This window comes from Gilliamella sp. W8128 (assembly GCF_016100545.1).
Lineage (GTDB): Bacteria > Pseudomonadota > Gammaproteobacteria > Enterobacterales > Orbaceae > Gilliamella > Gilliamella apis.
Genome location: NZ_JACFSE010000001.1, coordinates 270305 through 284434 on the forward strand (window position 1 = coordinate 270305; position 14130 = coordinate 284434).

The 14130-nt window shown below is 33.3% G+C and carries 9 protein-coding genes and 2 pseudogenes; 4 read left to right on the plus strand and 7 right to left on the minus strand.

What is annotated here, in order from left to right; all coding sequences use genetic code 11:
- Window position 1 precedes the first annotated feature (1 nt).
- Complete coding sequence (gene amtB, locus H3U97_RS01245; RefSeq protein WP_065651815.1) at window positions 2-1282, plus strand: ammonium transporter AmtB; 1281 nt, start codon at window positions 2-4, stop codon at window positions 1280-1282.
- Window positions 1283-1364: 82 nt separating this feature from the next.
- On the opposite strand, the gene H3U97_RS01250 is transcribed toward amtB, so the two are convergent.
- A complete protein-coding gene (locus H3U97_RS01250; RefSeq protein WP_065579292.1) occupies window positions 1365-1838 on the minus strand; it encodes a hypothetical protein in 474 nt (157 codons plus the stop codon).
- 1046 nt (window positions 1839-2884) lie between these two features.
- Here H3U97_RS01250 and dsdC point away from each other — a divergent pair.
- Entirely contained in the window at window positions 2885-3826 is a 942-nt protein-coding gene (gene dsdC / locus H3U97_RS01255) for a DNA-binding transcriptional regulator DsdC (RefSeq protein WP_065651816.1), read from the plus strand.
- Between the two features lie 61 nt (window positions 3827-3887).
- Here dsdC and H3U97_RS01260 read toward each other — a convergent pair whose 3' ends face one another.
- The 4 genes from H3U97_RS01260 to fdhD form a co-directional block, all read right to left on the minus strand.
- Window positions 3888-4787, minus strand: coding sequence for a DMT family transporter (locus H3U97_RS01260; RefSeq protein WP_198197679.1), 900 nt, complete (start codon window positions 4785-4787; stop codon window positions 3888-3890).
- Between the two features lie 175 nt (window positions 4788-4962).
- Window positions 4963-6201, minus strand: coding sequence for a nucleoside permease (locus tag H3U97_RS01265; protein WP_198197681.1), 1239 nt, complete (start codon window positions 6199-6201; stop codon window positions 4963-4965).
- Between the two features lie 75 nt (window positions 6202-6276).
- Window positions 6277-7095 (minus strand): purine-nucleoside phosphorylase, encoded by an 819-nt coding sequence (locus tag H3U97_RS01270; protein WP_086365465.1) that lies wholly within the window; start codon window positions 7093-7095, stop codon window positions 6277-6279.
- A 384-nt stretch (window positions 7096-7479) separates the two neighbouring features.
- Window positions 7480-8292, minus strand: a complete 813-nt coding sequence (gene fdhD, locus H3U97_RS01275; protein ID WP_198197683.1) for a formate dehydrogenase accessory sulfurtransferase FdhD — start codon at window positions 8290-8292, stop codon at window positions 7480-7482.
- A gap of 198 nt (window positions 8293-8490) precedes the next feature.
- Here fdhD and H3U97_RS01280 point away from each other — a divergent pair, with 198 nt between their 5' ends.
- On the plus strand, window positions 8491-9021 hold the full coding sequence (locus tag H3U97_RS01280; RefSeq protein ID WP_198197685.1) for a DedA family protein: 531 nt from the start codon (window positions 8491-8493) through the stop codon (window positions 9019-9021).
- Here the strand turns inward: H3U97_RS01280 and mscM are convergent.
- A pseudogene (gene mscM / locus H3U97_RS01285) lies at window positions 9018-11549 on the minus strand (miniconductance mechanosensitive channel MscM); the annotation flags it as partial. The gene H3U97_RS01280 and the pseudogene mscM overlap by 4 nt on opposite strands.
- Before the next feature lie 94 nt (window positions 11550-11643).
- Window positions 11644-12489 (minus strand): annotated as a pseudogene (gene asd, locus H3U97_RS01290) (archaetidylserine decarboxylase); the annotation flags it as partial.
- A gap of 210 nt (window positions 12490-12699) precedes the next feature.
- Between asd and rhaB the strand changes: the two are divergent.
- Entirely contained in the window at window positions 12700-14124 is a 1425-nt protein-coding gene (gene rhaB, locus H3U97_RS01295) for a rhamnulokinase (RefSeq protein ID WP_198197689.1), read from the plus strand.
- The last annotated feature ends 6 nt before the right edge of the window (window positions 14125-14130 follow it).

Genomic DNA, 14130 nt, shown 5'->3' on the forward strand with positions numbered 1-14130 from the left:
TATGTTGAAAAAATTTATTCTCTGTTGCGGATTGGCTTTAGCTAGTCCAGTGTTTGCCGATGAAATAGTAGTTGCAGATAAAGCTGATAATGGTTTTATGATGATTTGTACCGCATTAGTTTTATTTATGTCAGTACCAGGTATTGCACTTTTTTACGGTGGCTTATTAAGATCTAAAAACGTTTTATCCATGTTATCGCAAGTATTAGTGACATTTTCGTTAATTGCGGTGTTATGGATAGCTTATGGCTACTCTTTAGCCTTTGGTGAAGGTAACTGGTTTTTTGGTAATTTTGACCATTTTTTATTGGTTAATGTCGGTATTACTGATGTTTCTGGTTCGATCTATGAAATGATTTGGATTGCATTTCAAGGTTCTTTTGCTTGCATCACTTGCTGTTTAATCTTGGGGGCTTTTGCAGAAAGAATTCGTTTTTCAGCAGTTCTTATCTTTATGGTGTTATGGTTCACTTTCTCATATATTCCGATGGCGCATATGGTTTGGGGCGGTGGAATTCTTGGTGATGAAGGTGCATTGGATTTTGCTGGTGGTACTGTGGTACATATTAATGCTGCTGTTGCTGGTTTACTCGGTGCTTATATGCTTAAAAATCGTATTGGTTACAATCGAGAACCATTAAAACCGTTTAACTTACCTTATGTTTATTTAGGTGCAGCCATATTATATATCGGTTGGTTTGGTTTCAATGCCGGATCGTCAACACATGCAGATGAAATTGCTGGTTTAGCTTTTATTAATACCGTTGCCGCAACTGCTGCCGCTGTTTTGGCGTGGTCATTTGCCGAATGGATATTACGTGGTAAACCATCATGTTTGGGCGCAGCATCAGGCGTGATTGCTGGATTAGTGGGTATCACTCCAGCAGCAGGATTTGTTGGTGTCGGTGGAGCAATGTTAATCGGTCTTATTTGTGGGGTAGCTGGAGTTTGGGGAGTTTCATCTTTAAAAAGGATTTTAAAAGTTGATGATACCTGTGATGTATTTGGTGTACATGGTGTATGTGGTATTGTTGGTTGTCTATTAACTGGGGTCTTTGCTTCTGAGTCATTAGGTGGAACAGGTTATGCCGATGGCATCACTATGACAAGTCAAGTGGGTATACAGTTAATGAGTGTTATCACTTGTGTAATTTGGACGGCAATCATTGCTTATATTGCGTATAAAATTGCTGATTTTAGTGTTGGTTTACGGGTATCTGAAGAGCATGAACGTGAAGGACTTGATATCAATAGTCATGGTGAAAGTGCATTTAATAGTTAACATTATTTAGAAGATCTAAATTAAAAATCTACAGTATGTCTATACTGTAGATTTTGCCTTATTAATTATTGTTAAGTTTTTTTTAGTCATCCCAAAGCATAATAGTATTATCTTCAGTTAAGACTAAGGGTGGAGCGAAAAGGTAATCTTTAAATCTGGTTGGTAGAGATTGAACATTATTCAAGTTAAATTGTATTTCAGGGTAAAACTTGGCAAATTCCTTTAAACGATCATTCAGCAATTTCTTTACTCTATTTGATTCTTTGGCAATTAAGAGCTCATCTTTCAACATACCAATTTGTTTTTTATGATGTTCTGATTCAAATATTTCTTGAAAAATAAAAGAAAAACCTGACTTATTATTTTGTTTATCATCATGATATTCCCTATATTCAGAATGGTGAAGTTTCAATTCCTTAATACGTAAACCAATAATTTCATCAATATGATCTGTATAATCATTTAATGTTGGGTCAAGATACGCTAAGGTTTTATGCTCAGGTATAGCATCATTGCTATGCACTAAGGTAAATAATGGTTTTTTATATGTCTTCATTCTGTAACTTCCTTTTAATTCAGGGTAAAAATAGAACAATAAATTTGACAATAAAACAGTGTTAATACTCATTATTGTCAAGGCATATCTGTTTAACTTTATGTTTACACATACAAAACAACTAAGACTGTTACTATACTGCTATTTACTACTGACTATTAAAACCAATGATTTAAGAAAAAATCATCTTGTTACGATATAAATAAGACTAACATGCTATTTAATAGCTTGTTTTAAACCTACTATTTTGCTGTGCCTCCTGTTATCTAAATATTATTAAAATACATAGCTTTGGTTAATATTTACTATATCTATAATATATATAGTAATAACTATGTAGCTTTTATTAATTGGTTCAAGATAAATTAGAGAAATCTTAATATGCTTGTTTATTAAGTTATTAATCTATAATAATAAACTGCATGTCTTAGGATGATGATTTAGATTTGAGATATATTGATACCTCGAATGCCAATCATTGGTTGATATAAGTCCATTTTAGAAGTATCAAATCTTCTGGAAAACGTTCACTAAAAAAAGGATAGACTTTATTAAATTATCATTTCGGACTTAATTTTATGTTATTACGCTACTAAAAATATCTTTTGAAAAACAACTTATTCTTATCAAAGCAACGCTAATCATTCTTAATTTAGAATATCAATTATGATATTGAGACGATCAATAAACTTTTCAATACCTACAGATAACATTACTTCATTTGTGTCATTTTACTAAATGTACTAAATAACAAATTATATCAACCACGGTAAAGACTTTATTTTATAGATATTAAAACTTATAAAAAATATAGATTACTTTTCTCTAATGCCTTAGCTAATACTACACTTTTTACAGTAATAAATACTAGTATTTTTTGTTTTTTTTGTCTAGTATTTGACAAATGATCTATTGTTAACTTTGCATGAGCTAAATTGTTGCAACATAGACGTCACATTAACCTGATAAAAAATAGTGGCTTTCCGAACGGTAATAGATTAGATTAGTCGAATGATCTTTTATAGTGTTCTTTGGGATCACTGCAAATGAATAGTGAAGATAAAGTATCAAATAGTAGCCGTTTTATTAATCGTTATCAATTATCGAAGTTACATACGTTTGAGTCTGCCGCTCGCCATTTATCTTTTGCTTCTGCCGCTGAAGAACTCTGTATTAGTCCTAGTGCTGTGAGTCATCAAATTAATAAACTTGAAGAAGAACTCAACTTTAAATTATTTAACCGATTTCACCGAAGAATAACTTTGACCAATGATGGTAAGAATTTATTTGCTGTGGTTAAAAAATCATTAAGTATTTTAAATCAAGAAATTGTCGATATTAAAAATAAGGATGTTACCGGCGCTATCACGATCTACTCCTGTCCCTCTTTTATTCAAGAATATTTGATCCCTAAAGTATCGCAATTTACAGAATCTTATCCGCATATCAATTTGAATATGATATCAGGAAATACACCTATTAATTTCAACCAATATCCAGTTGATTTAGCAATCTATTATGATTCTTTGCATTATGATGAATTAAATTGTGAACATTTAATTAGTGAAACACTTATTCCGGTATGTACCCCTGATTATGCTAAGCAATTTAATCTACTTTGCAATATCGAAAATTTAAAAAAATGTATTTTATTACATTATAATTCAGGTGATATGCTAGATTTTAGTTTTGATGAATGGTGCACATGGGCAAATTACTTTTCGTTATCTTTTGATTTTATTAAAATGCAAAATTTGTTATTCGATCGTTCAGACCATGTCATTGCTGCTGCAATCAATAATGCCGGAATTGCCATTGGTAGAAAGCAGACTATCAAAAAATATCTTGAATCGGGTCAGCTGATAGCCCCTTTTTTAGATATGGAAGCACCATGTGCACAGCGTTATTATATTTGCCGCTCACATGAAAGATATAATCCTAAAATAGATGTTTTTGTACAATGGCTTAAAAGCCATGTACAAGAGTAATTATGATAAAGACAATTAAGTGCAGTAATTTTATTACTACACTTAATACATTGCAGGATTATTATTTTTTCAGGTGTTTTAAATTAGGTAAGGCAATTGCCAACAAAATAATGATCACCCCAATCCATTGGTTTAAATATACCGATTCTCTCAAATAGAAATAAGAGCATGTTACCGCAACGGGAAGTTCTGCCGCTGATAAAATAGCACTTAATGAGATGCCAATTTTTGGAATACCTACCGAGAATAAAAAAGGTGGTAAGACAGTACCTAATAATGCCAGTAAGAAACCTAATTGGTAAATTTTATCATCAATATTTAATTCAAAGAAAAATAGTGGTGGAAAAATAATAAAGGTGACAATACAAGCTCCGGTTATCATGAGTGCACTTTTTTCTAATTTTGGTAATTCGTTACCAATATTGCTACTAGTGGTAATAAAAAGCGAATACATTAAAGCAGCTAAAAAGCCAAATAAACAACCCGTTAAATTCAACTTAATAGTTTGATTGAATATACCTGCGGCTAAACAACTACCAATGATAATTGTAATGATTGTCACTAACTGAATAGGCGTTGGTTTATTTTTAAAAATAACAAAATCAATAATTACACTTATCCATAAATATTGCATAAGCAAAATAATAGCAATAGATGCTGGAACCAATTGCACGCATTGATAATAACAAATCCCAACTAAACCAGGAAATATACCAACGGCACATACATGCCATTTTTTAGTTGAGCTTTTTTTGTGTTTATTCGTTACTTTATGTTTATTGGTAGCTTTTACTATAAAATGGATCCCCCATAATATCAGCATACCTAAGAAACATTGAACTCCAGTCACTTGGCCAAGTGTATAACCTGATTTATAAGCGGTCTTGACAATAGAAGAGAGAACGCCGAAGCTACAAGCGCCTAAAAAAACTAATAAACCACCTAAAAATTTTTCTTTCATAACTAAATCTCATTATTTTTAAAACTATATGTGTCGTCAATTATTGGCACATAAAAATTATAACCAACAAGAAATATCTTGTGGCTTTATGTCACTATTTTTACGGTATGGGAATACTCAAAAAAACAGAGGATAAATAAGGGATGAGTTATCCCTTATTTATATTGATAAGTTATTACTTCGCAGATTCGGTTTTATGTTGATCATAATTAAAGGTAAAATAAAATACTATACCTAAAACTAATGCGTAAGCAGCAAAACTTAACCATATTGAGTGCCAATCTTTTAATCCATCATGTGTATTGATATCAACCACAATACCACTAATAAATGAACCTATAATCGCACCGATACCATTAACCATGGTCATAAATAACCCTTGGGCACTAGCACGTATATTAGCATTAACTTCTTTTTCAATAAAGATGGAGCCTGAGATATTAAAGAAGTCAAATGCACAACCATATACAATCATTGATAGCATCAATAATACAAAACCAAATGGTGTTGGATCACCATAGGCAAAGAAGCCAAATCTAAGTGTCCAGGCAATTAAGCTGATCATTATGACTTTCTTTATGCCAAATTTGTTAAGAAAATACGGAATAGTCAAAATAAAAGCAACTTCAGCCATTTGCGATACAGATAATAATATCGCTGGATGTTGAACAATTATGCTGTCTTGAAATTCGGCAATTCTGCCAAAATCTTTTAAAAACGCACCACCAAAGGTATTAGTAATTTGTAATATAGCGCCTAACAACATCGAAAACAGAAAAAATATCAACATTACTGGTTTTTTAAATAACACAAATGCATCTAAACCTAAACGTGAAATCCATGATTGTTGTTGGTTTTTGGTGATTCCAATATTGGGTAATGTCGCACTATAGATCACCAGAATAACGGAGGCCGCACAAGCAATATAGAGTTGGGCATTGCTTATATCGAATTTTAGTAAACTGATGGTCCACATTGCGATAATAAAACCTACAGTTCCAAAAACACGGATTTTTGGGAAAACCGTAACAGTGTCTAAATTACTTTTATCTAAACAGTGATAACTTAATGAATTAGATAATGCTATAGTTGGCATAAAAGCCATTGCATTAACCAGCATCACCCAATACAGTTGATTGGGTGTTGTTACTGAGGCTGCATAAAATAATGCAATAGCACAAATAGTATGACAAAGCATAAATAAGTATTTAGGTGGAATAAATTTATCGGCAATAATACCAATAATAAATGGCATAATTAATGCAGCAAAGCCTTTAGTACTGTAAACCAAACCAACGTCATAACCAGAAAAATTCAACGTATTGATCAAATAAATACCAAAAGTTGTTAACCAGCTTCCCCAAATAAAATATTGGAAAAACATCATGACTTGTAATCTATGTTTTATGTTCATTATTTATATCCAAAATAAAGTGAACTGCTAATATAAAATTATAAAAAATTACTTTTTAGAATTACCTATTAAAAACTAAAAACGAGCAATTGTTTTAGTAATCAATTGTAAGAAAGTTGATTTAACTCGTTCAGCGGTTTCAATAACTTCTTCATGACCTAAAGGTTGATCTAAAATGCCACAAGCCATATTGGTTAAACATGAGATTCCGATGGTTTTAATACCTGAATGATGAGCAATAATTGCTTCTGGTACGGTTGACATACCAACAGCATCAGCACCTAATACTCTGATCATTCTAATTTCTGCTGGCGTTTCATAAGTCGGGCCAGTCCACCATGCATAAACACCTTGTTGTAACGTGATATTAAGTTCTTTAGCAACTTCGCTAACTGTTGCGCGTAATTGTTTATTATATACTTCGCTTACATCAAGAAAACGTACACCTAATTCAGGATTATTCGGCCCCATTAATGGGTTATTAGCGGTTAAATTAATGTGATCTGTAATTATCATTAAATCACCCGGTTTAAAGCTGGTATTAACCGCACCACAGGCATTGGTAATGATAAGTTTTTCTACGCCAAGCATTTTCATTACCCGAACAGGGAAGGTAACTTGATCCAATGAAAAGCCTTCGTAGTAATGAAAACGCCCTTTCATGGCAACAACGGTTTTATCGCCACAGTTACCAATAACTAATTCATTAGCATGACCGACAGCAGCAGATTTGGCAAAATGAGGGATATTGTCATAAGGAATATGTACTGCATCTTCAAGAGTATCGGCAAAAGGGCCTAAACCAGATCCAAGTATAATTCCAATTGTAGGTTTTTTATCTGTTTGTTGTTGAATATAGTTTACTGCTTGTTGTATATCTGCTGTTTGATGCATGACTCTATCCTTTCAAATTTAAGTATACGCTTAATTGATAACACGATTAAAAATCATTATTTAAGAAACTTTTTTACTAATGCTTTAATTTTAAATTCAAGAAAATCATTATGATTATTAATCAGTTATGTAAAATTATTTATAATATCAATAACTGACAATTGATTAAAATTAGAACAATCATTTAAAAAAGAATATATAATAAAAACAAAGTTGTTCTTATTTTCGGCGTATATTATGATGATCTTCGATAAATAAAGAAAGGTGTGAAATAATATATATTGAACTAAATTTATTTTTATATGAAAAATCAATAAATTGAATGATTAATTATTTTATTGGTTATGTAAAATAATTGTTTAGTCTGAATTTATTATTGATAGCCTATTTCTCAGTGATTCGTTCACTATTGGTATAAATTACTCCTTGGGTGTTTCTAAAAAAACCAACTAAAGTTAAATTACTTTGTTTGGCTAGTTCAATTGCCATTGTCGTTGCTGCTGATACGGCAAATAGAATTTCTATACCACAACGAGCTGTTTTTTGTACCATTTCATAACTAGCTCGGCTTGAAACAAGAATTATTCCTTGTATGTTTTGCTTAGTTTCTTGTTGTATTTTTGCTCGATAACCTAACAATTTATCTAATGCAACATGTCTGCCGATATCTTCAAATCCAGCAATAAAATTACCAGTTAAATCCAACCATACAGCCGCATGCGTACAACCGGTTTGTCCCCCAACAGTTTGAACTTGCGTTAGATAATCAAGGGCATGATGAAAATCAGATAAACGGATTTTATCGTTTGATAATAGAGGCTGAGTAAATTGACAAACTTGCTCTATTTGTTCTGTGCCACAAATACCACAACCAGTACGACCGGCTAAATTGCGACGCTTTTCTTTTAATTGCATAAAACGTCTTGACGATAGTTCAATATGGACTTCAATACCTTGTACTGTTTCAATAATATCAATGCCATAAATTTCACTAACTGATTCTATAATTTTTTCAGTTAATGAAAAACCAATAGCAAAATAATTGAGATCTTTTGGGGTTGCCATCATGACGACATGAGAAATACCATTATAAATTAGTGCCACTGGCTTTTCTGTGGCTACCGTATCATCTTCTGATGGTTGCAATTGACCATGTTTAAATTTATTTACATTAAAGTTTTTAATGCCCACTGTCATGGTTTATCTCGTAATAATTGTATGACTAAATCTAGCTATCATTTTAAATATAATAACTTAGCTTAGTATCAATAAAAAGGCCAATATTTAGGTTAGTTGATTTTGTAAGATTCTACCAATGGTTAATCCCATTAGAATTATCATATATTTGTTGTGTTAGAATAAAGCCTATCCAAAATGATTATGCGAGGCAACTTTATGTCATTAAATGAAATTACGCATACGATTATGCACTTTATTGAAACTCATCAAGTGTGGTCTCTGCCAATTATTTTTTTATTAGCATTTGGTGAATCATTGGCTATCATTTCTTTACTAGTTCCTGCTACAGCAATTTTATTAGGAGCCGGAGCTTTGATTGGAACTGGGGTGATTTCGTTTGTTCCAGTTTTGGTTGCGGCATCGTTAGGAGCTATTATTGGCGATTTAATTTCTTACTGGTTAGGCAAACATTATCATCAACAGGTAATAGCTTCATGGCCATTGAATAAATATCCGAAAATGGTATTTCGTGCTGAACAATTTTTTCAGCGTTATGGGACTTTTGGGGTGTTTATTGGCCGATTTTTTGGTCCTTTACGAGCTGTCGTTCCTTTGATAGCTGGCACCATGCATATGCCAGCAACAAAATTCAATATTGCTAATGTGGCTTCTGCTCCTATCTGGGCATTTGTCCTATTGGCACCCGGAGCTTTTGGGGTGCCATGGTTAGAAACAATTTTTGGCTAAACTGTGCCAATAGTATAATTTCGGCGACCACTTTTACGACCAAGCGCTTCTAAGTTTGTTTGCAATGGTGGGAATGGTAAGGTCAGGTTATGACGTCGATAAGCATCCAGAATGAGTTTATGTATTGCACTGCGTAATTTCATTCGATGTCCCATTTCTGCCGCAAATACCCGTAATTCAAACAGTTGGATTCCTTCTTGAATATCAACTAAAAAGACTTGTGGTTCTGGATCGTTAAGTACAAATTCACATTCTTCAGAAGCTTGTTGTAAAAGCTTCATAACCAGTTCACTATCTGCATCAATGGTTGCTGGTATGGTTAATACTATACGAGTGATTGAATCGGATAATGACCAATTGACTAATTGTTCGGTGATAAACGCCTTATTCGGCATGACAATTTCTTTACGATCCCAATCGACTATAGTAATAGCTCGTGTACTAATTTTAGTGATATTACCAGTTAAATCGCGAATCGTAACGGTATCACCAATCCTTACCGGTTTTTCAAACAAAATAATTAAACCGGAAATAAAATTAGCAAAGATCTCTTGTAGACCAAAACCTAAACCAACACCAAGTGCAGCAATTAACCACTGTATTTTAGCCCAATCTATACCAATGAATGAAAAAGCAATCATACAACCTATCATCAAAATAATGTACTTCGATACCGTGGTAATCGCATATCCAGTGCCTGGAGCTAAATCTAAATGTTGTAAAATGCCTAACTCAAGTAATGCAGGTAGATTTTTAACCAATTGAACAGTGATGGTCATGACTAAAATAGCGATACACACTGCACCAAGTGTGATATGTTGTTCAATCTCATTACCATTGATAATGGTACTTGTGCCCCAAAGCTTTATATTATTCATAAAAGCAAAAGCCGAATGAAGTTCAGACCAAAGTAAGATCATACTAATTAAGGCTATTAGCATAATAATCGATCTGACTAATTGTAATGACTGAGCACTAATTGCATCTAAATCAATAATAGGTTCATCGACATTATCATTGATTGCAGTTATATCTTCTTCTATACCTTTGGCGCGTTGCATTCGTTCTAATCGGCGCTGTTTAGTCCGTTCGAATTCAATACGACGTTTTTGTATCCACATCCAACGACGAATCATAAAATAAATAACTAATAAGCCAAACCAGATTATGACTGAGGCTTCTAATCTGCCCAGTAAAACTTCTGCTGTCGACAAATAACCTAAACAAGCAGCAATGATGGCTAGCCAAGGTGCACTTAATAGCATAAACCACAAAATATGACTTAATAAGTTATCCCCTGAACCTTTTTTATCAATATAAAGAGGAACGCCAGCTCGATGAATTGAATTAGTCATAAACACTAAGGCAAAACAGAGGATAATAAAGGCTATACGACCAATAGTTGCAGCAAATTGGCGATTACTAAACTGATCAAAACTCATCACAATGACAACTAATGGGATCACGACCCAAACAGATAGTTGATAGTATTTCATTGCGTGACGAACATTTTGTTTTGCCCAACCAAAGTGAGTGATAAACAATCCATTTGGGGAAGCAAAGTGTGCCGTAATAATGAATACCCACAAAATAGGTGCTGCGGCATTGACACCATAGCCTAAAGCAACTGCAACAGGGTAATCCCAATTAATTTGTAGTGCATAACCTAATGCGGCCCACAAAATAGGTACAGGTAATGCCATTATCAATGAAAAAATAATGACTTTTAAAGTCAGAGAATAACTATCTTGGGTGACTTTACCGACTCGAGTAGCTGATTTATTTAAAAATGTGTTGTATTTGCCACGCATTTTAAAATGCACATATACAAACATTATCGATAATACTAAAAAGAATAGTGGTTTTGGTGCGCTAAGAACTTCTAAACTAGCATTGTAGAGTTGTGATAGCGTATCAATTGAAACGGTGACATAAACCACATCTTTGGCTAAGTCTAAAGGAAAACTAAGTGAAATAGGGTTAACATCAGCAACCCAAAAGAAGTAGCGATGAGCGGCATCATTAACTTCATCGATAGCATTGGTTAATTGTTTATTGGAAATTTTTAATTTAGTTAATTCAAGAATCGTGGTATCAGTTCCTGAAATTAATGTTTTAAGTAGTTCACTTTGTTCGCGTAACAATCGTCGATATTGACTAGCTGATTTAAGATTACTGAGAGCAACGCTTAGTGTTGGATAATTTTCTAAGCCATTTAAGGTATTTGAATAATTAAGTTGTTGTACTTTCGCCTCAGCGATTTCTGCATCAAGTGGTTGTGACTTAGGTTTTTCTGGTAATCGCAATAGTTGTTGGCGCAAAGTTTCACCTAACGCCGTTGAAAAACTTAGCCATTCACCTTGTTCTGCAAGGGTTGCAAGGGTATTTTGAACATGTGAAATTTGGGTATTAATATTATTTTGTTCATTAATAATGCTGGTTAAATGTGTTTTTTGGTACTCCATATTCTGACGAAGATCTTCATTCTTTTCATCGAGTTTAGTAATCACTTCTGCAAGTTGATCTTCATTATCAATAACTGGTATTGATTCTTCAGCTACAGCAAAGCATGAAATAGCCAGTAATATCCAACACAAAAAACCACGCATTAACATAACGTTAGATCCTTTCGGCTAGTTTTTGACCTACACGGGTGATATCTCCATGTTTTAAATGGCTATCAAATTCAACTGCGTTGGAGGCAAATAAGGTGATGACGGTTGAACCTAATTTAAAACATCCCATATCTTGACCTTTTGTTAACTTAACCTCACCAGCATATGTCCAACGTTTCATTACACCATCACGAGGAGGAGTAATTATACCTTCCCAATTTAATTCAATACTACCAACGATAGTCGCGCCTACCATAATTTGAGCCATTGGTCCAAATTCGGTTTCAAATAAACAAATTACTCGTTCATTTCGGGCAAAAATATTTGGAATACTTTCAGTTGTAGCTTGGTTAACTGAAAATAGAGAGCCTGGTACATAAATCATTTCACGTAATATACCATCACAAGGCATATGAAAACGATGATAGTTTTTAGGTGATAAATATGTGGTAGCAAAAGAGCCATTTTTAAAAAATTTTATCATATCCGGATGACAAGCAAGCAGAGATTCTAATGAGTAAAAATGGCCTTTAGCTTGTAACAATAAATTATCTTGAATACTACCGAATTGACTAATTACACCATCTGCCGGCATGACAATTGAACTTTCTGAAGGATCAATAGGTCTCGCATCTTCATTGAGTTCACGAGCAAAAAAGTCATTAAATGTTGGATAATCTTTAGCATCAGTTAACTTCGCTTCACTTAGATCAATTTTGTATAGCTTACAAAAGCCAATAATCATCCATGTGGTGACTTTCCCTAAACGTTTATTAGCTAACCAACCAAATATAACGGTTAATAACTGTTTAGGTAAAAGATACTGAATTATTGCTTTTAATTGATTTAACATAAATAGCTCTCAATTTATTTACTAAATGAACCATTATATCAATATTTGTTATGAAAGTATAAAAACACCACCTTTATTCTTATTTTGTGGTACAGATCACAAGCGTTTTAAAAATTTTGCCAAACTTATTTAACAATGGCCATCGATTAAAAGTGTAAATCAAAATAGTTCACTAGACTCTCTTCATTAGTAAAAATGAGGGTAGTTATAATGGCAAATAGATATATTGCTGCAATCGATTTAGGCGCATCAAGCGGCAGAGTCATGTTGTCGAGTTATCGATCTCAAACAGGAAAATTAACACTAACTGAGATACATCGATTTAGTAATGGATATAAAAGTGATGGTAAAAATTTTTGTTGGGATTTGACGTACTTAGAACAAGAAATCATAACCGGATTAAACAAAATTATCCAACAAGATATCAAACTCGATAGTATCGGTATTGATACATGGGGGGTTGATTATGTGTTGCTTGATAAACAAGGTCAAATTGTCGGCCCTACTTACTCTTATCGAGATCATCGTACTGACAATATTATGTCAAAAGTACAAGATGACATTGGTCTAGAAAATATTTATCAAAAAACGGGAATTCAGTTTTTAACCTTTAACACACTTTATCAACTTAGGGCAATGATGCTTGAATCACCAGAATGGTTATCACGAGTAACTGATTTTGTCATGATTCCTGATTATCTGATTTACCGATTAACCGGTGTATTAAATCGAGAATATACCAATGCAACCACCACACAACTTGTCAATGTGACGACTCAAGATTGGGATAAAGATTTACTTGATTATCTTGGTATACCACGTAAATGGTTTGGTGATATCAGTAAGCCTGGAAATCAAGTTGGATATTGGCAAAGTGACAAGGGTGATCATATCCCTGTAATTGCAGTCGCAAGTCATGATACTGCTAGTGCGGTTATTGCTGCACCAATCATCAATTTACATAGTGCTTATTTATGTTCGGGTACTTGGTCATTAATGGGATTGGAATCAAAACAACCACTGATAAGCAAACAAGCATTAAAAGCCAATATTACCAATGAAGGTGGTGTAGATGGTAATTATCGAGTATTAAAAAACATCATGGGATTATGGTTATTTCAACGGGTTTGTGCTGAAAATAATGTTAAAGATATTATTGAGTTAATCGCATCGGCAAAACAAGAACAACCTTTTACGTTTCTTATAAATCCCAATGATCCAAGGTTTTTAAATCCGGACTCCATGACAGAAACCATCAAACAGGTTTGTTTAGAAAGCAGTGGTCAAATTCCTGAAAACCTTCCTCAATTAGTCAGATGTATTTTTGACAGTCTAGCTCATTTATATCGAGATGTATTACACGAATTATCGACACTGAGTGGTAATCCTATTAAGACATTACACATTGTCGGTGGAGGTTGTCAAAATGCTTTTTTAAACCAGTTATGTGCTGACTTATGCAATGTTAATGTCACCGCTGGACCTATTGAATCTTCGGCATTAGGAAATGTTGGCTATCAGTTAATTTCATTAGGTGAAATTACGGATATTGATGCATTAAGACAGTTAATTTCACAGAATTTTGACACCAAATTTTATCAACCAAATTGTATTGAAAATTTTTATATTAATTAAGGAGTG

What these genes read in the sequence shown, in the direction of transcription:
- amtB (WP_065651815.1), top strand. Translation starts at nt 2, where the DNA reads ATGTTGAAAAAATTTATTCTCTGTTGCGGATTGGCTTTAGCTAGTCCA.
- H3U97_RS01250 (WP_065579292.1), bottom strand. Translation starts at nt 1,838, where the DNA reads ATGAAGACATATAAAAAACCATTATTTACCTTAGTGCATAGCAATGAT.
- dsdC (WP_065651816.1), top strand. Translation starts at nt 2,885, where the DNA reads ATGAATAGTGAAGATAAAGTATCAAATAGTAGCCGTTTTATTAATCGT.
- H3U97_RS01260 (WP_198197679.1), bottom strand. Translation starts at nt 4,787, where the DNA reads ATGAAAGAAAAATTTTTAGGTGGTTTATTAGTTTTTTTAGGCGCTTGT.
- H3U97_RS01265 (WP_198197681.1), bottom strand. Translation starts at nt 6,201, where the DNA reads ATGAACATAAAACATAGATTACAAGTCATGATGTTTTTCCAATATTTT.
- H3U97_RS01270 (WP_086365465.1), bottom strand. Translation starts at nt 7,095, where the DNA reads ATGCATCAAACAGCAGATATACAACAAGCAGTAAACTATATTCAACAA.
- fdhD (WP_198197683.1), bottom strand. Translation starts at nt 8,292, where the DNA reads ATGACAGTGGGCATTAAAAACTTTAATGTAAATAAATTTAAACATGGT.
- H3U97_RS01280 (WP_198197685.1), top strand. Translation starts at nt 8,491, where the DNA reads ATGTCATTAAATGAAATTACGCATACGATTATGCACTTTATTGAAACT.
- rhaB (WP_198197689.1), top strand. Translation starts at nt 12,700, where the DNA reads ATGGCAAATAGATATATTGCTGCAATCGATTTAGGCGCATCAAGCGGC.